Origin of the sequence: Priestia iocasae, from assembly GCF_016909075.1 — a bacterium.
Classification (GTDB): Bacteria; Bacillota; Bacilli; order Bacillales; family Bacillaceae_H; genus Priestia; species Priestia iocasae.
Genome location: NZ_JAFBFC010000001.1, coordinates 556,988 through 581,277, shown reverse-complemented (window position 1 = coordinate 581,277; position 24,290 = coordinate 556,988). Strand labels below are relative to the sequence as shown.

Below are 24,290 nucleotides of genomic sequence, written 5' to 3'. Positions count from 1 at the left end.
AAAGAACTTCCTTTCTTCACTCTAATTCCTAAAACATACACACATAAACTTATTATGCACATTGTGTATATGTTCGTCTAGTAACGAGACTTATAACGAGGAAATCCTTAAAACAATTCCACAAATCATCAGCCCCATGTACACGAAAGAAAACAATAATAAGTTTGCACGCCAAAATCCTTTTAATACTTTTGGAAGGTGAATGTCTTTTTTTACCTTCCAATGAAGAAACGTTGTAAGCATCCCCATTGCTAATAAAATAAGTGCAATTACCCAGCCATAAGATGCACCAGCTATCACATTTAGCAAGTAATGAGCAGATAAAATTAAAAAGAATGTCATTATATACGTAGCCACATGAAACGATTTCTTTTTATTTTTCGTTACTTTTCGTAAAACCATGTAACTAAAAAGAAATGCTAGAAGAGGTACCGTTACAAATGTAGCAAAGATACTAGCTATTATATTCCCCATCATCCTTTTTCACTCTCTTTCTTTATTTTCTAATCCTTTTATAGAATGATACAAAAAATAAGTAAGAGGTACATTCACTTGTCTTCTTGTTGCTTCTTCTAAAATGTACCCTAATATGGCATCAATTTCAGTGCTCTTTCCGTTTAGCACATCTTTTAACATTGAGGAGTAATTGTTGGCTGTTTTATTACAAACATCCACAACAGCTTCCCAATAAACTTTCTCTTCATTCAAGTGTAAAACAGCGCTAATCTCACTAAAAAGTTGATTCATATTGTTGAGAAAAGCAGGATTGGTCGTTAATTCACCATTTTTCACTCTATAAATAGCTGTAAGTGGATTAATAATGGCATTAATGACTAATTTCCTGACTAAAATCTCCTTCCAATCTAACTCTTTCTTAAACAAGAAAGATGAATTTTCATCCATATGTAAAACGAACTCAGCCTGCGAAAAGCTACCTTTATATAATCCTATACGAGTTAACCCAACACCTGTATGCTCGACCGTGCTTGCGTCCACTTTCAGAGCACCATGTTCGACTACGCCTAATAATAGGGTCTCATTTATTAGTGATTCAATGATTGAAAGATGTTTCATTCCATTTTGAATGAATAGAATAGGTGTATGTTGAGGCACTTCTTTAAGGTAAGGTAAAATGTGCGATAGATGATATTGTTTAACAGCAACAATAATAATATCGACAGCTTTTATCTTTTTTTCAAGTTTCTGTGCATATATAGCTACCTGTTGTTTATATTCACCTTTAATTAAAGTAATCCCTTTTTCTTTAATTTGTTCAGCTTGTTCAGCTGTTCTAGTGTATAATGTCACATTAAAATGCTTGCCTAAGTATGCACTATATAATAAACCAACGGCTCCTCCACCAATAATTGCGATTTGCTTCATCTTAATCCCTCTTTTACTGCTTTCATTTTTATTTCTCTTTACTATTTTCCTATTCCTTCATTTTCATTGAAGAAAAAGCCCGATGACAATCGTCACCGGGCTTTCATTATACTGGATAAACAGGGTGCTTGCGAACACCAAATGGCATTTCTTTTGATGAATAGTAAGCAAAACGTTTAATCAATTCATCTCGTAAATCATTCGCAGGTACAATATCATCAATAATCATTTCTGATGCAAGTTTGTAAATATCGATATGCTCTTTATATTCTTGCTGTTTTTGCTGTACATATGCAATGCGTTCTTTTGGATCTTCGATTTGATTAATCTTGTTTGAATAGACCGCATTCACTGCAGCTTCAGGACCCATTACTGCAATTTGAGCAGTCGGTAAAGCTATACAACAATCTGGCTCGAATGCTGGACCTGACATTGCATATAATCCTGCTCCATATGCTTTTCTTACTACAACGGAAATTTTCGGTACAGTAGCTGAGCTCATTGCAGCAATCAACTTCGCACCGTGGCGAATAATCCCAGCTCTCTCAACTTTTGTCCCAATCATAAACCCTGGTACGTCAGCTAAGAACAATAACGGAATATGGAAAGCATCACAAAGCTGAATAAACTTCGCTCCTTTATCCGCAGAGTCAACAAATAATACGCCACCCTTGACTTTAGGTTGGTTAGCAATAATCCCCACTACTTTTCCATCTATTCTCGCTAACCCTGTTACTAGTTCTGGTGCAAACAATTTTTTGATTTCAAAGAAGCTTCCCTCATCAATGAGAGAATCAATTGCTTCATACATATCAAATGGGACGTTTTGATTTTCAGGAATAATATCTACTAATGGTCTACCTTGTTTTGGAGCCACTGGTTCACATTCTTTTGTTCGTTCTTGAAAATTTTTAGGGAAATATTTTAAGTAACTTCGAGCATGAGCAATGGCTTCTTCCTCAGAAGCTGCAAGTACATCACCACAACCACTTACTGTACAATGCATTCTTGCGCCGCCCATTTCTTCAAGAGTCACTTTTTCACCAATGACTTTTTCAGCCATACGCGGTGAACCTAAATACATCGATGCATTTCCCTCTACCATAATGACAATATCACAAAAAGCCGGGATATACGCTCCGCCTGCTGCTGAAGGACCAAATAATAAACAAATTTGCGGAATCATCCCAGAGAACTTGACTTGATTATAGAAAATCTTCCCTGCTCCTCTTCGATTTGGGAACATATCTAACTGATCCGTAATACGTGCGCCAGCAGAATCGACTAAATAAAGCAAAGGAACTTTTAACTTTTCAGCTGTTTCTTGAATACGAATAATCTTTTCAACTGTTCTTGCTCCCCAAGAGCCTGCTTTAATTGTAGAGTCATTCGCCATTACACAAACCGTTTCCCCGTTTACTTCTCCAATAGCTGTTACAACTCCATCAGCCGGTAAATCCCCTGCCATGTTGTTTGCAAACATTCCATCTTCTACGTACTGGCCATTATCAAATAATAAAGCTAAGCGATCTCGAACAAACAATTTATTTTGCTCTTTTAGTTTTTGGTGATATTTTTCATGTCCACCTGCTTCGATTTCCTGGCGCTTTGCTTCATATCGTTCTTGCAAGTTTTTCGTATGTATCATCATGCCATCCCCTTCGCCTGATTATTCTACAGTTACTAAAACATCGCCTTCGTTCACGAAATCACCAACATTTACATTCAATGCTACTACTTTACCAGCAGACGGACTTTCTACAGGAATCTCCATCTTCATTGATTCTAAAAGTAATACAACTTCTCCTGGAGCTACTTCACTACCTTCTGCTACTAATACATTCAAAACCATTCCTGCCATATTTGCTGTAATTTCTTTCATGATAAACTTCCTCCCTATTTTAGCGCTTTACTAATGAAGTTGATAAAAACGATGTATCGTATTGACCAGCGATGAATCTCTCGTCTCTTAAAATCTCTTTGAATAAAGGAATATTTGTTTTTAAACCCTCTACACTCGCCGTATTAAAATAATGTCCTGCTTTTTCAATAACTTCTAAACGAGTTGAGGCAGTGATAATGACTTTTGCAATCATTGGATCATAAAATGGGGTAACGGTATTTTGATTTCCATATCCACTATCTACCCTAACACCGTCACCTTCTGGTAAGTCAAAGGCTGTAATGGCCCCAGGTGCTGGAAGAAACGTCACAGGATCCTCTGCATACAATCTAAACTCCATTGAATGATTTTTACGCAGAATTTCTTCTTGTTTAAGTGGTAACGCTTCATTTCTAGCGACAAGAATTTGCCACTTCACTAAGTCAATACCTGTTACTTGCTCTGTAATTGGATGCTCTACTTGAAGACGTGTATTCATTTCAAGAAAATAAAAATTTTCTTTTTCATCTACGATAAACTCAACGGTTCCTGCATTATAATAACCAACTGATTTCGCTGCTTGTACAGCAGTCTCACAAATTTGTGCAGTTACGTCTTCTGATAGGAATGGTGATGGTGTTTCCTCAATTACTTTTTGGTTACGTCGCTGAACAGAGCAATCTCGCTCAAAAAGATGAACAACGTTTCCTTTCTTATCACCAAACACTTGAACTTCAATATGTCTAGCATTGGTAATCAACTTTTCAACAAACAATTCATCATTACCAAAATACGCTTTGGCTCTTGCTTTTGTTGACATATACGCTTTCTGTAATTCCTCATCATTATTACAACGAACCATTCCTATTCCACCGCCACCGCCACTTGCCTTTAGCATGACTGGGTAGCCAATTGAACGAGCAAATTCAACTGCTTCTTCTACAGTCGATAATGTATGCTCACTTCCTGGTACAACTGGAACATTCGCTTGTTTCATTGCTTCTCTTGCAGCTACTTTATCTCCCATCATGGCAATTACATCAGATGAAGGTCCAATAAAAGTGATTCCTTCACTTTCAATCTTATTTGCAAAAGCTGTATTCTCTGATAGGAATCCATATCCTGGATGAATCCCATCGACCTTTTCTTCTTTTGCAATTTTGATAATTTCATCTACATTTAAATACGATTTTTGAACAGGAGACTCCCCAACACGATAAGCTTTCGTTGCCTTACCTACATAAGGTAATTGTGCGTCGGCATCGGAATAAATCACCACTGTTTCAATTCCCATTGACTGACAAGTCTTCATAATACGGGCTGCAATTTCCCCACGATTAACAATTAAAATCTTTTTCACCATTCCATCCCCTTTCTGCAGAAAATCCGCTTACAAAATTTATATTTCTACATTTTTTTCTAAAATCCTTTCTTTTTTTGCAAACGCTTTCTGATTTATATGCAGAATTTTTTTTATTTTTATTATATAATGACTTTATAAGCATCATCAGATTGTCTGAAAAGAACACAAGGGGGATGTTTTATGACATACGAAGTGAAACGTTTACAAATTAATTACAAAACATTAGATGAATTTAAAAAGTTTAAAGAGTATGGTATCCAAGAGCTATCGATGCTAGAAGATTTGAATGCTAAAATCTCAGAAAATGAAATCAATTCGCCTTTTTACGGGATTTACTTCGGGGATAGCTTAGCTGCAAGAATGAGCTTATATAAAAGAAACAAACGATTTGATCAATATTTTGAGCCACAGCAAGATTATCTCGAAGTATGGAAATTAGAAGTGTTAAGTAACTATCAACGAAAAGGATTGGGTGCTACATTAGTGGAATTTGCTAAATCCTTTAACTTACCTATTAAAACCAGTCCTCGGGTAAAATCTAGTGAGTTTTGGGCACGCATGGGCTTCTCACCGGTTACATATGACATGGACCGTGATTTAGGTGAAAATCCACTTATATGGCTTCCTGAAGGAGTAAAAGAACAAAAACAAACTGAAGAGGACTAACAATTAAGCTAGCGAGTTGTGTCCATAAGGGGATTACAAGAAGAATGAATTTCTTGACTCATAAGCTCAGTCAGTTTAAAAAAGCAACGACGATTCTCGTAGAATTAAAAGGAGCTCTCCTAAACGTTTAAAAAGAGATTCTCCTTTTTGCAAAAGGGCCGTCATGAAAACTCTTGGTAAAGCTGAGTTTTCGTGACGGCCCTTCTTTATTTCTCTAATCTCTCTAAGTTACCGTTTTTATCCATTTGAAATTTAACCTTTTTACTTTTATCATCCTCTTTTAATACCACCATTTTTCTAGCACGTTCCATAATTTCTATCAATGATTTATAATCATCTTCTACAATCAATAGATTGTTTTGTAGCATTCTTTTTTCTTTCTCTAATTGCATCACTTGTTCTTGCAAATGTTCTAATTTCCTTTGCAACCCTTCGTTCTCTTGCACAAGTTGCACAGAATCTTGCTGTCCTTTTTCAATTCTTTCAAGAAAACGTATTACCTCTGCTATACTTAAATCCTTCTCTGATTTATCGTAACGAACCATCTCTTTTTGCTCATGCTGCTCTTTCATGAGTATGGTTGACTTTAGAGCTTTTCGTTGCTTCTTTGCTAGTTCAATTCCTGTTTTATATTTTTTTCGCACATATGAATTCCACCTGAACCCACAAGCAGCTGATGTTCTTGATAGCTTTTGTCCTACTTCTTCAAATGCTGCAAGCTGTGTACCACCTTCGCGTATATGTCGTAACACAATTTCGGCTAATAACAAATCTTCATCCTGAGTCCATGCGTCTTGTCGAGAAGTCATCTAGCTATCCCTCCTAACATGTTTTGTTACATAGTATGCAACTACTAGAAAAGATAGACTATTCTTGACTGACGTTTTGAGAGCTAAACCCGTTACGAGAAATGCTACTTGCACAAATTAAAAGTGAATGTTTTCTCTTAGACATTTTGCAATGGCTAAGTAGATTCATTTACTTTTTGTCATAAATTTTTCCACCGCTTGATGATGTGGCTCTGAATCCCATAATTTTGCACATGTTAATATCTCCACGTTTATGCGGTCCCAAAGATTACTTTGTTCCCATTTTCTTTTAACTATTTGTTTATAAGAAGAAAGAACTTGTAAAGGCTTCTGTACAGCTTCTTCTAACACTTCATATGCCTTTTCCATCCGTTCTTCATGTAACGCTATGTATTGAAGAAAGCCTAACTCCTTCGCTTCTTGCGCTGAATATAACTTGGCGGTTTGCAACATTGACAGTGCTTGGTTATAAGGAAGTTTTTCAAACAAAATAGAGCCTCCGCCCCATCCAGTTGTAATTCCTAGATTGCCTTGAATAAACCCCATCCGACTATGTTCACTTCCAATGCGAATATCACAAGCTGCAGCAATCTCACAACCTCCTCCTACCGCAACTCCATTCATTACAGCAACAGTTGGCTTTTCTAACGTTAATAGTTCATACAAAATTCTCCCCATTTTCATAAGCATAATCGCTGCTTCTTGTTCTGTTTTAATTGAATGAAATACATCAAGGTCTCCACCACTACAAAAAGCTTTGTCACCGCTTCCTGTAATAATGAGCGCCTTTATTAGTGAGTTATCTTTACAAACTTGTATTGCTTCTTTTAACCTATCCATCACATCATAATCAATAGCATTTCTTCTATTCGGTCTGTCAATAGTAAATGTCGCAATTCCACTTTCTGAAACATCGAACAATGTCTTTTTCATCAGAACCCCTCCTTATATACTTTTTTCTGCAAATCAGAAAGAAATCCTTCTACACGTGACGAATAATGACCATAACAAAAAGCCTTCCATTTGGAAGGCTTTTTGTTATGGTCATTATTTGCTTACTACTTCTTTTCCTTTATAAGTTCCGCAAGACTTACATACGCGGTGTGATAGCTTCATGTCACCACAATTTGGGCATTCTACCATACCAGGAACTTGTAATTTGAAGTGCGTACGACGCAATCTTTTTCTAGTTTTAGATGTTCTTCTAAAAGGTACAGCCATTATTCCCACCTCCTTAAAAGGTATTAATAATCATATGAAGGCCGGATAACGCCGGATCTTCGCAATGTTTATTTTTCTTTGTTTTTAAAGAACTCTTGAAGCCCCGCTAATCGTGGATCAATTTTGTTCTGTTGATCTTCTTCTGATACAACTTCCCAATCTTTACCTGATTGCGGTGCACCCTCTTGTTGATCGCCTTCATCAGCGAACACTTGTAGAGGAATTTCGAGAAGGATTAATTCTTTAATAATTGGCATTAAGTCAATTATTTCGCCTTCTACAAATTGTACATCTTCATTTTCTTCATAATCAGTCGTTGCTTTTAACAGAAATGTTTCAGTTACTTCTACATTAAACGGATAACGAACATCAACTAGTGTTCGAGAACATGGTAATGTCATCTCACCACTAACTTTTAAATGAAACGTTACTTTAGAGGAACTAATATCAGCTCTACCTTGCACATGCACAGGTGACATCTTGCGAATTTGCGGATCTACATCCTTAAATTCTTCGCCGCTTATTTGTTCATCTAACTTTAATCCTTTATGCTGTAACTGATACAACTGATGTACTGTCCATTTCATTGTCTATCACCTCAAGGCAACAAAAGTAATTATAGCTTTCACAAGATTATTTGTCAATATTTTTTCTTTACACTATAATGGACTTATTATTACTCATTTATCCATCTCATAAAGTTTTAAAACAATGTACAAAATACAAGTTCGCTATAAAAGGAGTTATTATGCAAGCTGCAGGTATTATTGTTGAATATAACCCATTTCATAATGGTCACTATTATCACATGAATGAAGCAAAAAAACAAACCCATTCTGACTGCATTGTTGCTGTCATGAGTGGTCATTTTCTACAAAGAGGCGAACCAGCTCTTATATCGAAATGGACTCGAACAGCTATGGCCTTAAAAGGGGGCGCAGATCTCGTTATCGAGTTACCCTATGCTTTTTCTACTCAGCAAGCTGATACATTTGCAAAAGGGGCTGTATCCATTTTACAAGCGCTACATGTCGAAGCTCTGTGCTTTGGTAGTGAAAATGGTCATATTGATGAATTTATTCAAACTGCATCTTTTTCACAACAGCATAAATCAGAATTGTCACTTCTTATTAAAAAAGCGATGCAACAAGGATTTAGTTATCCTAAAGCTTCTTCTCTAGCCCTACAAACCATTTTGCAAGAAAAAGAAGTATCCCTTAATTTATCTCAGCCAAATAATATTCTTGGGCTTAGTTATGTAAAAGCAATAAACAACTTGCATGCATCTATTAAACCACATACGATTACTCGAATTCAATCTCAGTATCACGATACTGAACTTTCAGACACATCCATTGCTAGCGCTACAAGTATTCGAAAAGCCTTATTTTCTGGCTCTAAATGTATCACAGACATCGCAAACCACGTTCCACACTTTACTTTGTCTCTTCTACAAGAATACGTTCAAACATATGGTTGTTTTCATGATTGGGAAAACTATTTTTCTTTTCTCAAATATAAGTTATTAACAATGACTCCCAATCAACTACAAGAGGTGTACGAGGTAGAAGAAGGCATTGAATACAGACTTTTGGATTACATAAAAGAAGCGCCTTCTTTTTATAGTTTTATTGAAAAAGTAAAAACAAAGCGTTATACATGGTCACGTCTACAGCGTATTTGTACTCATATTCTCACACATACCACAAAAGAACAAATGGCATTTACGCATGATAGTGTTGCACCTTACATTCGAGTATTAGGAATGTCTCAACTAGGACGCACTTATTTAAAAAATGTAAAAAAGAAAGTTGATATTCCTATCGTTTCTACCGTTTCAAAGAGCAATATTCCTTCAATTGCTCTTGATATAAAAGCAACAAATAGCTATAGCATGATTTTACAAGAACCTCATCGAACAGAACTAATGTTAAAAGAATATAACACACCACCTATCTTATATTCTTAATAATTCTCATTTAGAGGTTTTGTTATAAACGTTGAAAGATTGACTGTATTTGTTTTTATAGAAAGAAGACCGTCAATGAAAATTCTTCATATGGCTGAATTTTCATTGACGGTCCACTTTTATTTTTTAGTTAATGTTTCTAAATAACTGACAGCGTCATCAAACGTATCAACAGGTACAATCTTCATTTTTGTTTTAATTTCCTTACCAGCTTTCACTGCCTCGTTGTAATTAGAATTTTCATCTCCTTCTTCATTTGGAGCGAAAAATATGTCTGCACCTGACTGATCTGCCGCTACTACTTTTTGTTGAATGCCACCAATTCTACCTACTTTCCCCTGATCATCTAATGTTCCTGTTCCTGCAATTTCATACCCACCTGTCATATCTTGTTTAACAAGCTGGTTATAAATTTCTAACGAAAACATTAACCCAGCCGAAGGACCTCCAATTTTATCGGTCTCCATTTGAATATCAGGTTTCACCATTAATTCCCGATCCGTGATTAATGAAATACCTAGACCTACTCTCTTCTCTTGTCCAGGAAAAGCTTCAACACCGAGTGTCTCTATTTGTTTTTTGCCTTCTCTATCAAATGTAATCGTCACAGAATCTCCTTCTTTTTTCTTTGAAACGTAAGAAATGAGATCTTGATCTTCTTTTATTTCATAATCATCCACTTTGACAATTCGATCCCCTACTTCTAGTTTATTTTCAGCAGGCATATTTTTCACTACACCCATGACGTACACTCCATGGTTCACAAAAGATATTTTTTTCCCCGCCTTTTTGTATGCTACAGAAATAGCTGATTCTTTTGATGTTTCCATCATATGTAGCTGTCTGTATGTATACTCTTTATCCGTCTCTCCCTCTTGCAAAATCTCTTTTTCTGGATAAATATGTTGAAAGTCTTGAACCTGCGCTAACACATAAGAAAGAGGAGTAGCTTTTCCCATTCGAACGGTCGTTAGCATGAACGAGCCCTCTTCTTTATATCCACCGTCTACTTGAACGATAGGGGCTAGCTCTTGAGCCATCCCCGGTTTTGTAATGTAATATGGAAGCGGAAAAAATGTTACCCCTCCTGCTAGCAGCACGCCACATAAAAATACAAGTATATATGATTTAGACTTCATCATTGTTCTCCTTCCACTTCTCAATCGCCTCTTTAATTTTAGGCACTTGTTTGTAAGCTTCTTCTTCCCCTATTGAAATCATTTCTTTTATATTGGTGAATGCTCTTGAACTAAACATTTCAACATGCGGTCTAATCATGACATCTGATGCGATTTCACGGTTTTTCACAAGCTCATCTTGTAAAATATCTAAGCTCTGTAGAATAACATCGAAAATGGATCCCACTTCAGCATCAACTTTTACACGTGATACATCGACTCCAACAACAATGTCAGCACCCATATCTTTTACAACGGAGACTGGGATACGATCTACCACTCCTCCGTCTACTAGTAACCTCCCATTCCATTGCTCAGGGACAAAAATGCCAGGAATTGAAATACTCGCTCTTACCGCTTCGGCTACAGGTCCAGATTTAAAAACAATTTTTTCACCTGTTTTCAAATCTGTTGTTACAATGGCAATTGGAATATCTAATTCTTCAATATTTTTTCCTCGTGTAAATGTACGAACAAGCTCCTTAATCCGATTCCCTACGATAAAGCCCATTTTTGGAACCGTAAAATCTAAATAATATTTACGCTTAAATGCATGCGCAATTTTATACAAAAGCTCCAATTCAAGTCCTGTTGCATAGAAAGCAGCAACAAGTGCTCCCATGCTACTGCCTGCAATATAGTCAATTGGAATGTTCTCTTCTTGTAATACTTTCATCACACCTAAATGGGCAAATCCCCGTGCTCCTCCTGAACCAAGTGCTATCCCTACTCTAGGATCCGTCAATTGACTAGCCTCCTCTGTTAAGAAACTCAATTAAATGGTCTAAACCAATAACCTAGACTCGTATATTGATATATAGGGTATGTACAACCTCATTTATGATGGATTCTTTAGTAATTTTATCATTTTTCAAATCGCTACGCATTTATACATAAGGTGAAATACTCGCATAAGGAGATGAGAATTTGAGTAAGTCGGTTGTCAAGACGTTTATATTAGCATTAGCTGCAACTGCTTTAGCCCTTACTTTAATGATTTACCCTAAAGAGGCACTTGAAGCATCCACCCGTGGACTAAGCATGTGGTGGACCGTGGTATTTCCCTCTTTATTACCATTCTTTATCATTTCAGAAATGTTAATTGGTTTTGGGATTGTTCGTTTTATCGGCGTATTATTAGAGCCATTAATGAGACCATTATTCCGAGTTCCAGGTTCAGGTGCTTTTGTACTTGCTATGGGAATGGCTTCTGGTTTTCCCGCTGGAGCTAAGTTAACAGCTGACTTAAGAGTCAAAAAGCACTTAAAACGAATCGAGGCAGAGCGTCTTGTTTCTTTTACCAACTCCTCAAACCCTATTTTTATTTTTGGTGCAATTGCTGTTGGTTTTTTTAACATGCCTCAAATTGGTATCATTTTAGCACTTGCTCATTACTTAGGAAACATTTGTGTTGGTTTAGTGATGAGATTTCACGGCTCAGCTTCTTCAGAATCAACTGAAGAACAAACCGTACAGAAAGCATCTTTACGATATGCCTTTCAAGAAATGCATCATACACGACTAAAAGATAACAGACCCATTGGAAAGTTGTTAGGTGATGCTGTTACCTCTTCGATTCAAACGCTATTAATGATTGGTGGCTTTATTATTTTATTTTCCGTCTTAAACAAGCTGCTTTATTTAATGAATATAAGCTTAATTTTTAGTCATTTTGTGTCTTATTTGTTCGCTCTTGTACAAGTAACGAAGGAATTAAGTTTGCCGTTTATTTCAGGACTTTTTGAGATTACGCTTGGCAGTCAGTTAACAAGCCAAACGAATGAGGCCTCATTACTTCATCAAGTGTTAATTGTTAGTTTTATTCTTGCTTTTAGTGGCTTTTCCGTACAAGCTCAAGTGGCTAGCATACTAGCTGAAACAGATATTCGCTTCTACCCATTTTTTATTGCTCGAATACTCCATGGATTCTTTTCTGTTATTATCGCATTGTTAATATGGAATCCGTTGAGCCATTATTTAAAGACATCTCATTATAACAGCGAAGTAGCACCTGTCTTCTCTTCATACACTTCTTATGAATGGGTAAATGACTATCTCTTCTTCTGTTTCCGTTATGGTCCTATTGTAACCATCGTTTCTATATGTATTTACATCTATATTCGTCATTCAAGATGGCATGCTCTTTGATAAAAAATATGAGGGTATCTCAAAAGGGCAAACCATTCCTTTTAAGATACCCTCACGTAAACTGAACCGTCATTTAAACACAATACTAATATTGACTTTAGGATTTTGACAGCCGCGCTTACATAAAATATAAGCACCATTCACTTTTTAACTTAAGGACATTCACTAACTGTTTTATGTATGTTGCTGAAATTTTTGAGCAAGTGCTTCCTTCACAAGAGGTGGAACAAGCTCAGAAACATCTCCACCATATTTTGCTACTTCCTTCACAATGCTAGAGCTTAAAAATGAGTATTGATTGTTCGTCATCATAAACAGCGTTTCAATATCTTTTTCAATCACTCGGTTAACCGATGTAATTTGCATTTCATATTCGAAGTCTGAAACTGCACGTAACCCACGCAAGATGGTACTAGCCTTTTTTTGTTTAGCATATTCCATCAATAAGCCACTATGAGATTCCACAACAATATTTGGCAGTGAACTGGTCACTTTTTGTAGTAACTCTACTCTTTCTTCTACCGTAAATAGTGGATTTTTGGATGAATTGTTTAGTACTACCACATAAACAGTATCAAATACATTTGCTCCCCTTTTAATAATGTCTAGGTGACCTTTTGTAACTGGATCAAAGCTTCCTGGACAAACTGCAATACTTCCCATCTTTATCCCCCTCTACTCACTAAATATCAACTTTTCTTTTTATGTATAAAACACCTTACTGTCCTCTTACAAAGAGTCATCCTTATACTTATAAATGCACACTGCAATAATTCCGTATGTTTCCCCTTTTACTTTTTCAAACAAGCCAATTTGCTCAGGTAAAACAACGTCGTGTGAATGTTCTGCAACAATTACTCCTGTTTTAGACAAAAGATGGTGCTCACTAATCAGTTCGATAAGCGCTTTCAGTTTTTGTGCTTTATATGGTGGATCTAATAAAATTAAATCTAACTGCATATCACGCTTGATAATGGCTTTTAATGCTCGATCTGCATCATTACGATATACTTCAGCTTGATTTTCGAATCCACACGACTCTAAATTACTCTTAATCGTTTGAATTGCTTTTCCATCTCTATCTACAAAAATGGCTTTTTGCATCCCTCTGCTTAGTGCCTCAATACCTAATCCTCCGCTACCTGCAAATAAATCTAATGCTAGACCTTCATCAAAATAAGGTCCTATCATATTAAAAATAGCTTCTTTTACTTTATCCGTTGTGGGGCGCGTTGTAACACCTGGAACCGCTTTAAGCATTCTCCCTTTTACGCTACCTGATACTACTCTCATCACTATCACTACCTTACCTTTTACTACTAGTTCTTCATTATCCTAACATAAAACAATTTACTAAGACTATAAATTTTCATTATTTATCGTGTACAGCAATCTTTTTTTTAATCCTATGTATAGAAACATTTGCAAAGGACATAATGGATAGTAACAACATCATCGAATAGATGTTGTTGCCAACCGCGGAGAAGACTTACGTTTCCCCATAAGTTCTTCCTCCGGTTTCTCCTCTCCCTTTGCCTTCTTAATTTGATTTTATTTAATGAAGATTGAATAAAATCAAAGGTGGAAGGGCCCTGCATCGAAAGATTGCAGGGTTTTTTTATGTTTACTCTTCTAATATTCAATGATACAGTAGGATTGAATACATACTGCAGGAGGCTTTTATATGATCCAACGCTTTATTGAGTTAGGAGAAGGATACTCCGACATTTACGAGCTTTTCGAAATTGCCCAAAATAACGCTCATCGACTTTCTCATTTAGTTATGCTTCAAACAATTAAAAATGAAAAAGCCGTCGCTTCCTTTGTCGTTATCCTCCATCCAACTCTTGAAGGAGATTTTCAACCTTTATACATTTGTAGAGAAGGAATTACCCTTTTAGAAGGGAAAGATAGTAAACGTATCCAGTTATTTAAAAACGTTGCACAGTCACTAAACAAAGAAATCATTACACTTGATGTTAAACCATCTACAACTTTTCCAGAAAATGAATTGTTTTATCAACATTTAATAGGGATTTTACGAATGAATCGTTACATCCCTCCAATGCAATAAAAAAAAGGTGGATATTTTCCACCTTTTTACTTATATTCCTATTTTATAATCATACTCTTTCGCTTTGTCAGGCTTAGAATTTTCAAACTCTGTTTTTAAGAATGGTTTATAGGAAGGAACAACTCTTTTCACAAACGATAAGGACTTAATTTTTTCCATCGTCACATCTATTTGATCCATGTTGCAGTATAATACAACATACTTCAACTCTTTTGATACATATTGAACATTCCCAAACCTTCTTAACGCTTTTGCCTGCTTAATGGAATGAATATACACCACAATCCCTTGACGTTCAACAAACATAAATGGTTCCCCTCTTATTATGTACATTTTATAACAGTCTAGCACAGAAAATTATAACCTTGCAATAGCAAACACAACTTAGCGGTAGGTGATAACATTGAACCTTGATGATATTTGGATGAATTTTCTTCATCAACTGTACACTTATAAGTCTATCGAAAAAGTCGAAAAAAAACTTGTAACGAACGTCCCTTTTCTCTATATTACCTCTATGCATTCTACTCACAAAAAAATAGATGAAGCCATCTATGCTTCATCTATTTTAGCTACCACTTCTACAAAAGTAACGTGGACTACATCTTTTGTGCGTCAAGAACAAAGCCTATTTGTCTATCGACACCGCTTTTTTGTGCCACAACACAAGATGTTTTGTTGCGGTAATCTTTGTGAAGACTGTGTTCGGTTACGGCGCTAATTATGCGCTACACCCACAGCTTCCTCCCGAACCACAACCCCCACTACAGCTTGACATTGTATCAAAGAACGGATTTCCTGTAGGTACTTTAATATACTCTGAGACAGCCTGACCAAGAATGACGCTAATCTCATCAAGCAATTTTTGTACCTCTTTCTCCGCTTGCTTAAACGCTGCAATGTTTTCATGTAAATCAACTTCACGCTTTAACACTCTAATTTTTTTGGTGATAGTTGAATAGTCAGGATGATACTTACCGAAGCGCTGCACATCCTCATACTGTTCTTTCATTTTTACAAACTCCTGTATGAGTGCCTGTGCCTTTTGATCTTGTTTTAATCTATAATAACTTTGTCGATAATGCTTCGCTACTTCAGACTGTGTAATGAATGCTGAAAGCTGCTCTGCTTCATCGATAAGCTCGACAGTTCTTAATGTTGTGAGCATGTAAGGCTACACCTCCCTCTCTATCTTATCATGTTTTATTTGCAATTGAGAAATATAAAGTTTGTTAAGGTCGAATATGAACCACAAATTCTTTTGTTAAGCCGTAACTAACTCCTTCACTTTTCATCACTTCTAGCTTTACTGTGTGTCGTCCTAAAGGAAGGTCTTTTAAGGTGAAAGCTGCCTGTGATACTTGTGCAATCGGCTTATTATCTAATGATACTTTTATAAAACCTTTTCCTTCTGTCTGTTCTTGAAATCGATTTGTAAAAGAAAAATGACTTACTACACATTCAATATAGACATTTCTTCCTTTAACATGCTGGTGAATAGTCATTGACCTTTCTACTTGTGCGCTAACAGGCTCTGTCAGTAATGATTGCTCCGATGGTGCCACAACTACTTTAGTCTCAGGCTTCGGCTTATCATTTTGACAGCTAACTAATAAAAAGAGCGCCACAAAGAACATCATGATTCGCAAAACACTATCACTCCTTTTTTATGTAGTGTTTGCACCAAAAATTTTTTTACTCTTCTTATAAACAAATAACATCCCTTATCTATCCATAAAGCGGATGTCAGCGACAAGGGATGTTATACATCACTATTGATTTTTCATGGCTTGAAACATATGGAGCATCATATTTGCCATTTGGATGGAGTTTGAAAACTGCTCTACTCGATCAGGAATCGTTTGTTTATAATACTGCAAAGATGCTAACTCAAATTTCTCCAATTCATTTGGGTCACGTGTTAATTTGCGGTACCAAGTAGGCTGTTGTCTTATAAAATCATTTAACTTTGGCTTTGAGATAATATATTCATATACATCTTTACGCATATATTATCCCTTAATCTTTCCGAAAGCCAAAAGGATGACTTGGTCCTGAGGAACCGCCACCACCACTTGGTTTACTAGATTGAAACTGTTGCAATACTTGCTGAATATTCGTAATGGCTGAATTTACGTTTGTAATATGATCCTGCATTTGATTTAAATCAATGTTTTTTAAAGAGGTTAACACGGTTGCTAAAAAGTCTTTCTTTTCTCCATCAGCCTCTGTTGCTTCCGCTTCAGCAGTCTCGACTTGTTCTGTTTGATAAGGGGCCCACATCTCATCATTCGCGCCAAATAAATACCAGTCTTCATATAACTCTTTCCACGTCTTTTTTTGAGCGCGTACTTCTTCTATTAATTTTGGACGCTGTTTCACAAACTCTTTAAATTCCTCAACAGATGGATGAAGATCACGTTTTGTTTCAGTCATTTCACTCACCTCATACACATTAGCCTACTATATTGTAGAGTGAACAACCCAGATATGTTCGCCCAATTTTAAAATTTTATTTCTTCTGTCTCCATTTACAAAAGAAGTATGTAATCGCAATGGAAAGAATGCTAAGCCAAAACGTGAAATATCCTATCTGCGGTATGAACTCATCTAATGCTCGATAGCGAGGCATCATAAAAAACACATAATCAATGATATCGTTATGTAACGTCCAAATAGCTGCGACCACAAGGTGCCACATTTTAATCGTGTAAAAAGGAGCATAGAGAATTCCTTGTATAGCCATGGCAGCATGCGACGCAACTAACATAAGCATAACAGGGTCCATTACGCCAGTTACTTTATATACTAATAGATTCATGACAACAGCCCAAACACCATATTTAAACAGTGTCACAGTCGCTAATGCTTCAAATAAAGAAAAATTACGCTTTAATAAAAAGCCAATTAGAACAATTACGAAAAATAAACTAGCTGTTGGACTGTCGGGAACAAACAATAAAAATTTCCCAGGAGTTTGAGCTAGCTGGTTTCCGTACCAAATATAACCATATATTGTTCCTAAAACGTTAACTATAAGCAATAACCATAAAAACCTTCTATCTTTTAATACATATAAAAGCCAGTTCACTATCATTCTCCTTTTGATTAATCATTATTAGTATGTATCATTTCGTTAGTAGTCAGACAAATTTTTTATCAAACATCAAGGCGTAGTCGTACAAAAAAAGCTGACTTAATAGTCAGCTTTCTTATTATTCTTTGCCAATATTAGCAATGTACTCAGATAGAGTTTTTAACTCTTCATCTGTTCCTTTAAATACACCTGCTGGCATGCTTCCTTGTCCATTTTTAGCGATGTCAGCGATTTCTTCTGGTGACAGTTCCAGTCCTGTTAAAGCAGGAGCAGCTGGGCCACCTTGTAAATTATCACCATGACAAGTTAAACATGTTTGAGCTTCAAGAATTTTGTATCCTTCAGCTTCTGTATCAATTTCTACTTCGTCACGAATTTCACCTTGTGCTTCTTTTGCTTCCCAATCCACTGCAACAACCGATTCCCATGTTAAATAGAAAGTTGCTGCAATCGCTAGTAGCATAAAGCCTGTTGCAAAAGGGCGCTTTGAAGGACGACGCTCAGGACCGTTATCAATGAATGGAGCTAATAATAGAGCTCCGAACGCAATGCCTGGAATGATAAATGCTCCAATGACATTGTAAGGGCCAGATGCGTACGTATACTTTAGTAATTGATATAAGAATAAGAAGTACCAGTCTGGTAACGGAAGATACCCTGTGTCAGTTGGATCCGCAACACGCTCTAACGGAGACGGATGCGCTACTGTTAAACAAAGATACCCAATTAAAAATACAGCCCCTACCATCCATTCTTTTAATAAGAAGTTTGGCCAAAAAGCTTCCGTTTTACCGGGAAATTCAGAATAGTCCTTTGGGATATTTGGCTTTCTTTCAGCCGGAACACGAGAATCACCCACGAACTTCATACCTTTACCACGATGCATGCTATTTCCCCCTCCTTTGTTTATAAGGTTTTAAGATCAAATGTTAGTAGATAAAGAATCTTATAGTGGACCTGAAATACCTTGTTTACGAATCATTAAGAAGTGAGCGCCCATTAATCCAAGTAACGCACCAGGCAAGAAGAATACATGAATCGCAAAGAAACGAGTTAACGTTTGAGCACCAACAATTTCAGGGTGACCCGCTAATAGAGTTTTTACTTGCTGACCAATAATTGGTGTAGATTCTGCAATCTGTAAGCCTACTTTTGTCGCAAATAGCGCTTTCATATCCCACGGTAATAAATAACCTGTGAAACCTAAACCTAACATAACGAAGAAAATAAGAACACCAACAACCCAGTTTAATTCACGTGGCTTTTTGTATGCTCCTTGGAAGAATACTCGAAGCGTATGTAAAAACATCATAACGATTACTAAACTAGCTCCCCAGTGATGCATACCGCGAACAATTTGTCCAAAAGCAACTTCATTTTGTAAATAGTACACAGATTCCCAAGCATTTTTAATATCTGGAACATAATACATTGTTAAAAACATACCTGATAAAATTTGAATAACTGTTACAAAGAATGTTAATCCACCAAAACAATAAACAAATGCTGAAAAGTGATGAGCTGGGTTAACATGTTCTGGTACTTCATGATCAGCAATATCGCGCCACAAAGGCGTAATATCTAGACGTTCATCAACCCAGTCATAGATTTTATTTAACATTTATTACGCCCCTCCTCGTGGTTTTGCTTTTCCTAAATACAAAGTACCATCTTTAACTTCTTGTACGTAGCCATCTAATGGTGCCATTGGTGGTGTACCTGGCACGTTTGTTCCATCTTTTTCATAAAGACCATCATGACAAGGACAATAGAATCTAGTAGGATTGTTTTTGTCTCCAGCCCAGTTTACAGTACAGCCTAAGTGCTTACAAACTGGTGATAAAGCCACAATGTCACCCTTTTCATTTTTGTATACCCATGCTGTCTTTGGTTCTTCAGATTCATACCAAGCATCTACCTGTTGAATCTTAAAGTTAACGCGTGTTGGTTCTTCAGTGATTTCATCCACTTGAGCAACCGCTACCATTTCTTGATCCACACCTTTACGTAATACTGGATCAACTGCAAAACGTACCATTGGCATTAACATACCAGCTGCCATAAATCCACCGACACCTGTTAGGGTATAGTTCAAAAATTGTCTTCTTGATACCCGATGTTTTTTCTCGCTCATGTTTTTCCCCCCTCTATCAAAAGTTCAGTCCATCCGGACAGTATATGAACAAATATATAAAACTAGGACATACTCATGATATATCAATATTTATCCAAGGTCAATATGAGGATGACTTCTAAACATGGCAATCATGTGTCAATTTCTATTTTTTTCTTGTTTTCGCAAACTACCATTACTACAATGATGGTTACGCTTACAAAAAACCAAAAAAAAGATGAAAATCAATTTTTATCGACCTTCATCCTCTTACAAAATATTCTATTTTAAAAATTTATTTCCCTTTTTTCCATTCTTCCAAAAATAAAGTCATCATCTGTTGAACTTGATCTTGAATGACTTTCATTTTATATTGATCATCTAGATTTTCTAGTGGTAACGAAGGAAGCCAAAGAAATGTTTCTCCCAATTCTGAATCATACTGCTTCCAGACACTATCAGTTGAAAGAATAAAGATATGCTTGAATCCATTTTGCTCCAAATTATTTTTCCAACATAACAAGCGATTCTTTTGATTTTCTATGTCTTCTTCTTTCAGATATGTAAATGGAGGAGTTAAAAACAACCGACCTTTAAATTGTCGCTCTATTTCCGATGTAAGTAGCGTCATGTATTCTCCCATTGATGCCGTCGTTTTAATTACACTACCAAAGTCAAGCGGCATAATCGGTATTAGTATGGAGTCTACATAATCTTTTGCTTGTAAGTACATGTCAACATCTCTTGTTAACCATTTCACTGCTTTATCCCTCATCTCGTTTTTACTTGCTTTCTTTTGACCTTCTACTTCATTATACAAAAAAGAAAACGCTCTACCTATATATTATAAAAATACAAAGTGTCAGATTCACATTGTACAGCACTTAACTTTACGCTAAGTGCTGTACAAAGTAGAACCTGACACTTCTTTTTTGAATAAAATCATGTTAAATTATTCAAATAATCCGTTAATCTTTTAAATTCTTCTTCATTGTGATTATCTAAAGCTTCATCAATAAGACTCAATAATTTTGAACGCTGAAAAGATTGAACAGATTCCTCTAGAATTCGTTCTGCTACTAATCTGTCTTTTTCATTCGTGTGCATATTTTTAGGCATATGTGGATTTTCTTCTAGCACAACAACATATTGAGGCGATGAATATGACGATCGGAAATTAAGCTGAATATAGATATCTTCATCTCGATTTAAACGAATATCATGAAAAGATTTTTCTGCATCCGTCGTCATAATGTTTTCTTTATAAAAACGGAAAGGCGGTTCCTCAACACAATGAGTCGACATAACCATGCCTCTTGGACAAAATTGAGCTTGCTCAACAAAATGGACTTTTTTCATTAATTGATCATGACTCATTAAATAATTTAAAATCCAAACACATTCACGTCTTTTTAATTGATAATTCGTTAAAAACCAGCGGACAAACTCTTTTTTCTCGTTGACAGAAACAGGGGTCGCCATACTCTCTTCCCTCCTCTGTGATTAAACTTTTTTCAAGCACCCTTTTGACATACATATTCAACATTGACTTTCAAAAATCCTTTGAACGATTATTATTCCTCTAATTGAAATAATATGTCTTGTATTTCAATTGAGGTTGGATCTAGACTTAGCAACTTTGTAAAGATTTCTTTTGCTTTTTGTCGCTCTCCCTCCTCTAATAAGAAATAACCGTACTCTTCCAAAAATGCATATTCTTCTTTAAAAACAGTATATGCTGTCTCATAGTGTTTTAATGCCTCTTTATACTGCTCTGTCTCTTGATAAGCTTTTGCCAAATCCCATTCAAAATGAGGGTCATACTCATTGTATTGTGTTGCTAGTGTAATATTTTCGATTACATCTTCATAGCGCTCTTGACTCATATACAATTTTGAAAGCGTCAAAATAGCTTCTACATACCCTGGATCTAGAGCAATAGCTTCTTTAAATCCTTCTTCTGCTTCTTCCTCGTTCCCTTGTTTTAATGCTAGTTTCCCTTTGTAGAAATAAAGCTCTTTTTGAAATTCATCTTGAGCAATCCCTTCTTTTATCGCTTCATACGCTTCAGCAAGCATCTCTTCATGTTCATACGCTTTTGCTAAATATAAATATAAAGAATGATATTGAGGGTCAAGTTCTTTTAGCTGTTTGAACGTATCAATCGCCGTTTGATAATGACTTGCTTGATAAGCTGCGATTGCATATTCAAACAATGTATTAATTTCTAATTTATCTTTTAATGCTTGATCAAAATAGGGTAATGCTTCTTCAAATTTCCCTACGCCACTCAAGCACTCAGCTAAGCGTTGTCTTAAGTCAATACCGTTCATGTCTTTTTCTTTTTTTAATAATAACTCATAGTAAGGAATTGCTTTATGAAATGTCCCTTGGCTGTTATAAAACTCAGCTAACCCAAAGTCAATGACTAATTCATCAGGCAACAGCTTCTTCGCCTCTAATAATTTACTTTCACTTACTTCGCTTAACCCTTGCATTTGATATAAATCAGCAATAAGTAATAGCGACTGTACATAAATTGGGTCATTTTGATTAACTTCATCTAACATTTCAATGGCTTCTTCTTCTCGCTCGAGATCAATAAGAATTTCTGCTTTTAACATATAAAGCTGCCCTTCATCGGGATAAAGAAACAATAATTCATCAATAATGTCCATCGCATCTTCTAATAAACCCCATGTGAAAAGTTGCTCGGCAATTAAAAACTTTTCGTCATGAGAAGCTTTTTGAAGTGCTTGTTTTAACAGCGCAAGTCCTTTTTCTACTTCATCGTTTTCAACATGGCGTATCGCTTGTTCCAATTCTTTCATCTTAGCATGTTCTCCTTTATATCCATTCAAACCTATTTTATACGTCTGTATACTCTCGTTATCCTATACGTTCATCATTATTTCATTTATACATATCGTTAAAGATAAGATACACCTATCATAAAGGAGATTTTGCTTGAGTTCAACAAAACGGTTTACACAACGTTACATCTAAAAGAATAGACTCGTTACAGCATATGCTCCTTGTTGAGATTTGCTGTAACGAGTCATTTTTTAGTTTAACAGACTTTCTAAATCAGTGAAAAATGTAGGATACGACACGTTAATTGCATCCGCTCTTTCAAGAAGCGTACGACTTGTTGCAATACAAGCAGCAATTGCTAACATCATCCCAATTCGATGATCACCGTGACTATCAACTGTTGCACCGGTAAGTGTTACTTTTCCTTCAATAATCATTCCGTCGTCCGTTGTAATAATGTTTGCTCCAAGCTTTTTTAGTTCGGATGCTACAGTATCAATTCGATTCGTTTCTTTTACCTTTAATTCTTCTGCATCTTTAATAACTGTCTTTCCATTGGCTTGTGTAGCGAGCAAAGCAATAATAGGAATCTCATCAATTAATCGGGGAATTAGGTCTCCTCCTATTTCAATTCCTTTTAAATCTGATGTTTGCACAATGAGATCACCCACTGGCTCACCATTTACCACTCGCTCATTTTTAATTTCAACGGTTGCATTCATTTGACGAAGCACATCAATAATACCTGTACGTGTAGGGTTTAATCCTACATTGCGTAACGTAATACAACTATCTGGAACAATTGCACCTGCGACTAAGAAAAAGGCTGCTGAGGAAATGTCACCTGGTACATAAATCTCTGTTCCTTTTAAAGATTGGCCACCTGCAATTGAAACGGTCTTATCTTCAACGTGTACTTGTACACCAAATGCTCCTAACATTCTCTCTGTATGATCTCTTGACTTATGAGGCTCTGTGACGCTCGTTGTTCCTTCAGCATTTAGGCCTGCTAATAAAATGGATGACTTCACTTGTGCACTAGCCACAGGGGATTCGTAACGAATAGAACGTAAAGCACCCCCTCTAATTGACAACGGTGTAAACTGCCCAGACTCTCTTCCATCAATTTTTGCACCCATTGATTGAAGGGGTACCGTTACTCTTCCCATTGGCCTTTTCGCAATCGATTCATCTCCAATTAATGACGTATGAAATGGAACACCAGCCAAAATACCAAGCATCAATCGTGTTGTCGTGCCAGAATTCCCCACATCAAGAACTTCAGTAGGTTCTATTAAACCACTAAATCCATTACCTTCGATTTCTACATAATCATCCTGACGTTTAATTGAGACTCCCATTTGTTTAAAGCAAGAAATAGTGCTCAAACAATCTTCTCCAGGTAAAAAATGATGAACTTTCGTTTTACCTTGTGCAATCGAGCCAAACATCACTGCTCGATGAGAAATCGACTTATCACCTGGCACACATACTTCTCCGTTTAAACTGCTAATACGTGTATATAACTCTTTCTGACTCAAGTTTTATTCTCCTTCCTTGCTTTTCTATCATC

The 24,290-nt window shown here is 36.2% G+C and carries 30 protein-coding genes; 4 read left to right on the top strand and 26 right to left on the bottom strand.

Annotated elements, in window-relative coordinates; genetic code table 11:
* Window positions 1–90: 90 nt before the first annotated feature.
* The 5 genes from JOC83_RS02980 to JOC83_RS02960 all read right to left on the bottom strand — a co-directional run bounded on the left by JOC83_RS02980 (window position 91) and on the right by JOC83_RS02960 (window position 4,625).
* Complete coding sequence (locus JOC83_RS02980; protein WP_239583275.1) at window positions 91–477, bottom strand: DUF3397 domain-containing protein; 387 nt, start codon at window positions 475–477, stop codon at window positions 91–93.
* A 6-nt stretch (window positions 478–483) separates the two neighbouring features.
* Window positions 484–1,383, bottom strand: coding sequence for a 2-dehydropantoate 2-reductase (locus JOC83_RS02975; protein ID WP_205183509.1), 900 nt, complete (start codon window positions 1,381–1,383; stop codon window positions 484–486).
* A 106-nt stretch (window positions 1,384–1,489) separates the two neighbouring features.
* Entirely contained in the window at window positions 1,490–3,031 is a 1,542-nt protein-coding gene (locus JOC83_RS02970) for an acyl-CoA carboxylase subunit beta (protein WP_205183506.1), read from the bottom strand.
* Between the two features lie 21 nt (window positions 3,032–3,052).
* Window positions 3,053–3,265 carry a biotin/lipoyl-containing protein gene (locus JOC83_RS02965; protein WP_205183503.1) on the bottom strand — a complete coding sequence of 71 codons (213 nt, stop codon included), beginning with the start codon at window positions 3,263–3,265 and terminating at the stop codon, window positions 3,053–3,055.
* Window positions 3,266–3,284: 19 nt separating this feature from the next.
* The gene (locus JOC83_RS02960) at window positions 3,285–4,625 is read right to left on the bottom strand and encodes an acetyl-CoA carboxylase biotin carboxylase subunit (RefSeq protein WP_205183501.1); all 1,341 of its coding nucleotides are present in this window, start codon (window positions 4,623–4,625) and stop codon (window positions 3,285–3,287) included.
* Window positions 4,626–4,808: 183 nt separating this feature from the next.
* Between JOC83_RS02960 and JOC83_RS02955 the strand changes: the two genes are divergently transcribed.
* Window positions 4,809–5,294: an N-acetyltransferase gene (locus JOC83_RS02955; protein WP_205183498.1), complete on the top strand. Its 486-nt coding sequence runs from the start codon at window positions 4,809–4,811 to the stop codon at window positions 5,292–5,294.
* Window positions 5,295–5,500: 206 nt separating this feature from the next.
* Here the strand turns inward: JOC83_RS02955 and JOC83_RS02950 are convergent, their stop codons facing one another.
* From JOC83_RS02950 to JOC83_RS02935, 4 genes are all read right to left on the bottom strand, one after another.
* On the bottom strand, window positions 5,501–6,103 hold the full coding sequence (locus tag JOC83_RS02950; protein WP_205183495.1) for an RsfA family transcriptional regulator: 603 nt from the start codon (window positions 6,101–6,103) through the stop codon (window positions 5,501–5,503).
* 165 nt (window positions 6,104–6,268) lie between these two features.
* A complete protein-coding gene (locus tag JOC83_RS02945; protein ID WP_205183492.1) occupies window positions 6,269–7,036 on the bottom strand; it encodes an enoyl-CoA hydratase/isomerase family protein in 768 nt (255 codons plus the stop codon).
* Between the two features lie 114 nt (window positions 7,037–7,150).
* Complete coding sequence (gene rpmF / locus JOC83_RS02940) at window positions 7,151–7,324, bottom strand: 50S ribosomal protein L32 (RefSeq protein WP_110112938.1); 174 nt, start codon at window positions 7,322–7,324, stop codon at window positions 7,151–7,153.
* Between the two features lie 68 nt (window positions 7,325–7,392).
* Window positions 7,393–7,911 carry a YceD family protein gene (locus tag JOC83_RS02935; protein ID WP_205183490.1) on the bottom strand — a complete coding sequence of 173 codons (519 nt, stop codon included), beginning with the start codon at window positions 7,909–7,911 and terminating at the stop codon, window positions 7,393–7,395.
* A 161-nt stretch (window positions 7,912–8,072) separates the two neighbouring features.
* Here JOC83_RS02935 and JOC83_RS02930 point away from each other — a divergent pair, with 161 nt between their 5' ends.
* The gene (locus JOC83_RS02930) at window positions 8,073–9,293 is read left to right on the top strand and encodes a nucleotidyltransferase (protein ID WP_205183488.1); all 1,221 of its coding nucleotides are present in this window, start codon (window positions 8,073–8,075) and stop codon (window positions 9,291–9,293) included.
* A gap of 119 nt (window positions 9,294–9,412) precedes the next feature.
* On the opposite strand, the gene JOC83_RS02925 is transcribed toward JOC83_RS02930, so the two are convergent.
* Window positions 9,413–10,432 (bottom strand): SepM family pheromone-processing serine protease, encoded by a 1,020-nt coding sequence (locus JOC83_RS02925; protein ID WP_275580391.1) that lies wholly within the window; start codon window positions 10,430–10,432, stop codon window positions 9,413–9,415.
* Window positions 10,422–11,216, bottom strand: a complete 795-nt coding sequence (locus JOC83_RS02920; RefSeq protein WP_205183483.1) for a patatin-like phospholipase family protein — start codon at window positions 11,214–11,216, stop codon at window positions 10,422–10,424. Before JOC83_RS02920 ends, JOC83_RS02925 begins: the two co-directional genes overlap by 11 nt.
* A 182-nt stretch (window positions 11,217–11,398) precedes the next feature.
* On the opposite strand from JOC83_RS02920, the gene ylbJ reads away from it, so the two are divergent.
* Complete coding sequence (gene ylbJ / locus JOC83_RS02915; protein WP_205183481.1) at window positions 11,399–12,619, top strand: sporulation integral membrane protein YlbJ; 1,221 nt, start codon at window positions 11,399–11,401, stop codon at window positions 12,617–12,619.
* Between the two features lie 174 nt (window positions 12,620–12,793).
* On the opposite strand, the gene coaD is transcribed toward ylbJ, so the two are convergent.
* Both coaD and rsmD read right to left on the bottom strand, forming a co-directional pair.
* Window positions 12,794–13,282, bottom strand: a complete 489-nt coding sequence (gene coaD / locus JOC83_RS02910; protein WP_205183479.1) for a pantetheine-phosphate adenylyltransferase — start codon at window positions 13,280–13,282, stop codon at window positions 12,794–12,796.
* Window positions 13,283–13,348: 66 nt separating this feature from the next.
* Complete coding sequence (rsmD, locus tag JOC83_RS02905) at window positions 13,349–13,912, bottom strand: 16S rRNA (guanine(966)-N(2))-methyltransferase RsmD (RefSeq protein WP_205183476.1); 564 nt, start codon at window positions 13,910–13,912, stop codon at window positions 13,349–13,351.
* A gap of 391 nt (window positions 13,913–14,303) precedes the next feature.
* Between rsmD and JOC83_RS02900 the strand changes: the two genes are divergently transcribed.
* A complete protein-coding gene (locus tag JOC83_RS02900) occupies window positions 14,304–14,693 on the top strand; it encodes a DUF7147 family protein (RefSeq protein ID WP_205183473.1) in 390 nt (129 codons plus the stop codon).
* Window positions 14,694–14,723: 30 nt separating this feature from the next.
* On the opposite strand, the gene JOC83_RS02895 is transcribed toward JOC83_RS02900, so the two are convergent.
* From JOC83_RS02895 to aroA, 13 genes are all read right to left on the bottom strand, one after another.
* On the bottom strand, window positions 14,724–14,999 hold the full coding sequence (locus JOC83_RS02895; protein WP_205183470.1) for a YlbG family protein: 276 nt from the start codon (window positions 14,997–14,999) through the stop codon (window positions 14,724–14,726).
* Between the two features lie 415 nt (window positions 15,000–15,414).
* Entirely contained in the window at window positions 15,415–15,861 is a 447-nt protein-coding gene (locus JOC83_RS02890; protein WP_205183467.1) for a YlbF/YmcA family competence regulator, read from the bottom strand.
* Window positions 15,862–15,925: 64 nt separating this feature from the next.
* Window positions 15,926–16,342, bottom strand: a complete 417-nt coding sequence (locus JOC83_RS02885) for a hypothetical protein (RefSeq protein WP_205183465.1) — start codon at window positions 16,340–16,342, stop codon at window positions 15,926–15,928.
* Between the two features lie 123 nt (window positions 16,343–16,465).
* Window positions 16,466–16,702 (bottom strand): YlbE-like family protein, encoded by a 237-nt coding sequence (locus JOC83_RS02880; protein ID WP_205183462.1) that lies wholly within the window; start codon window positions 16,700–16,702, stop codon window positions 16,466–16,468.
* 10 nt (window positions 16,703–16,712) lie between these two features.
* Window positions 16,713–17,129: a YlbD family protein gene (gene ylbD, locus JOC83_RS02875; RefSeq protein ID WP_205183460.1), complete on the bottom strand. Its 417-nt coding sequence runs from the start codon at window positions 17,127–17,129 to the stop codon at window positions 16,713–16,715.
* A 76-nt stretch (window positions 17,130–17,205) separates the two neighbouring features.
* A complete protein-coding gene (gene lhaT / locus JOC83_RS02870; protein WP_239583273.1) occupies window positions 17,206–17,790 on the bottom strand; it encodes a lipoprotein heptaprenylglyceryl N-acetyltransferase LhaT in 585 nt (194 codons plus the stop codon).
* Between the two features lie 118 nt (window positions 17,791–17,908).
* Window positions 17,909–18,676: a menaquinol-cytochrome c reductase cytochrome b/c subunit gene (locus JOC83_RS02865; RefSeq protein WP_205183456.1), complete on the bottom strand. Its 768-nt coding sequence runs from the start codon at window positions 18,674–18,676 to the stop codon at window positions 17,909–17,911.
* 60 nt (window positions 18,677–18,736) lie between these two features.
* Complete coding sequence (gene qcrB / locus JOC83_RS02860) at window positions 18,737–19,411, bottom strand: menaquinol-cytochrome c reductase cytochrome b subunit (RefSeq protein ID WP_205183454.1); 675 nt, start codon at window positions 19,409–19,411, stop codon at window positions 18,737–18,739.
* Between the two features lie 3 nt (window positions 19,412–19,414).
* Window positions 19,415–19,924: a Rieske (2Fe-2S) protein gene (locus JOC83_RS02855; protein ID WP_205183452.1), complete on the bottom strand. Its 510-nt coding sequence runs from the start codon at window positions 19,922–19,924 to the stop codon at window positions 19,415–19,417.
* 274 nt (window positions 19,925–20,198) lie between these two features.
* Window positions 20,199–20,663, bottom strand: coding sequence for a DUF2487 family protein (locus JOC83_RS02850; RefSeq protein WP_205183450.1), 465 nt, complete (start codon window positions 20,661–20,663; stop codon window positions 20,199–20,201).
* A 182-nt stretch (window positions 20,664–20,845) separates the two neighbouring features.
* Entirely contained in the window at window positions 20,846–21,385 is a 540-nt protein-coding gene (locus JOC83_RS02845; protein WP_205183447.1) for a ReoY family proteolytic degradation factor, read from the bottom strand.
* A 92-nt stretch (window positions 21,386–21,477) separates the two neighbouring features.
* The gene (locus JOC83_RS02840) at window positions 21,478–22,734 is read right to left on the bottom strand and encodes a tetratricopeptide repeat protein (protein ID WP_205183444.1); all 1,257 of its coding nucleotides are present in this window, start codon (window positions 22,732–22,734) and stop codon (window positions 21,478–21,480) included.
* A 234-nt stretch (window positions 22,735–22,968) separates the two neighbouring features.
* Complete coding sequence (gene aroA, locus JOC83_RS02835; protein ID WP_205183442.1) at window positions 22,969–24,258, bottom strand: 3-phosphoshikimate 1-carboxyvinyltransferase; 1,290 nt, start codon at window positions 24,256–24,258, stop codon at window positions 22,969–22,971.
* Window positions 24,259–24,290: the final 32 nt, after the last annotated feature.

Excerpts from the sequence above, each read along its gene's own strand:
- ylbD (WP_205183460.1), bottom strand. The coding sequence starts at position 17,129 with ATGACTGAAACAAAACGTGATCTTCATCCATCTGTTGAGGAATTTAAA.
- JOC83_RS02890 (WP_205183467.1), bottom strand. The coding sequence starts at position 15,861 with ATGCTCACAACATTAAGAACTGTCGAGCTTATCGATGAAGCAGAGCAG.
- JOC83_RS02950 (WP_205183495.1), bottom strand. The coding sequence starts at position 6,103 with ATGACTTCTCGACAAGACGCATGGACTCAGGATGAAGATTTGTTATTA.
- JOC83_RS02945 (WP_205183492.1), bottom strand. The coding sequence starts at position 7,036 with ATGAAAAAGACATTGTTCGATGTTTCAGAAAGTGGAATTGCGACATTT.
- JOC83_RS02930 (WP_205183488.1), top strand. The coding sequence starts at position 8,073 with ATGCAAGCTGCAGGTATTATTGTTGAATATAACCCATTTCATAATGGT.
- JOC83_RS02900 (WP_205183473.1), top strand. The coding sequence starts at position 14,304 with ATGATCCAACGCTTTATTGAGTTAGGAGAAGGATACTCCGACATTTAC.
- lhaT (WP_239583273.1), bottom strand. The coding sequence starts at position 17,790 with ATGATAGTGAACTGGCTTTTATATGTATTAAAAGATAGAAGGTTTTTA.
- JOC83_RS02845 (WP_205183447.1), bottom strand. The coding sequence starts at position 21,385 with ATGGCGACCCCTGTTTCTGTCAACGAGAAAAAAGAGTTTGTCCGCTGG.
- JOC83_RS02975 (WP_205183509.1), bottom strand. The coding sequence starts at position 1,383 with ATGAAGCAAATCGCAATTATTGGTGGAGGAGCCGTTGGTTTATTATAT.
- JOC83_RS02865 (WP_205183456.1), bottom strand. The coding sequence starts at position 18,676 with ATGCATCGTGGTAAAGGTATGAAGTTCGTGGGTGATTCTCGTGTTCCG.
- JOC83_RS02880 (WP_205183462.1), bottom strand. The coding sequence starts at position 16,702 with ATGCGTAAAGATGTATATGAATATATTATCTCAAAGCCAAAGTTAAAT.
- JOC83_RS02970 (WP_205183506.1), bottom strand. The coding sequence starts at position 3,031 with ATGATACATACGAAAAACTTGCAAGAACGATATGAAGCAAAGCGCCAG.
- coaD (WP_205183479.1), bottom strand. The coding sequence starts at position 13,282 with ATGGGAAGTATTGCAGTTTGTCCAGGAAGCTTTGATCCAGTTACAAAA.
- qcrB (WP_205183454.1), bottom strand. The coding sequence starts at position 19,411 with ATGTTAAATAAAATCTATGACTGGGTTGATGAACGTCTAGATATTACG.
- JOC83_RS02980 (WP_239583275.1), bottom strand. The coding sequence starts at position 477 with ATGATGGGGAATATAATAGCTAGTATCTTTGCTACATTTGTAACGGTA.
- JOC83_RS02840 (WP_205183444.1), bottom strand. The coding sequence starts at position 22,734 with ATGAAAGAATTGGAACAAGCGATACGCCATGTTGAAAACGATGAAGTA.
- JOC83_RS02855 (WP_205183452.1), bottom strand. The coding sequence starts at position 19,924 with ATGAGCGAGAAAAAACATCGGGTATCAAGAAGACAATTTTTGAACTAT.
- JOC83_RS02955 (WP_205183498.1), top strand. The coding sequence starts at position 4,809 with ATGACATACGAAGTGAAACGTTTACAAATTAATTACAAAACATTAGAT.
- rpmF (WP_110112938.1), bottom strand. The coding sequence starts at position 7,324 with ATGGCTGTACCTTTTAGAAGAACATCTAAAACTAGAAAAAGATTGCGT.
- JOC83_RS02965 (WP_205183503.1), bottom strand. The coding sequence starts at position 3,265 with ATGAAAGAAATTACAGCAAATATGGCAGGAATGGTTTTGAATGTATTA.
- JOC83_RS02935 (WP_205183490.1), bottom strand. The coding sequence starts at position 7,911 with ATGAAATGGACAGTACATCAGTTGTATCAGTTACAGCATAAAGGATTA.
- rsmD (WP_205183476.1), bottom strand. The coding sequence starts at position 13,912 with ATGAGAGTAGTATCAGGTAGCGTAAAAGGGAGAATGCTTAAAGCGGTT.
- JOC83_RS02895 (WP_205183470.1), bottom strand. The coding sequence starts at position 14,999 with ATGTTTGTTGAACGTCAAGGGATTGTGGTGTATATTCATTCCATTAAG.
- JOC83_RS02925 (WP_275580391.1), bottom strand. The coding sequence starts at position 10,432 with ATGAAGTCTAAATCATATATACTTGTATTTTTATGTGGCGTGCTGCTA.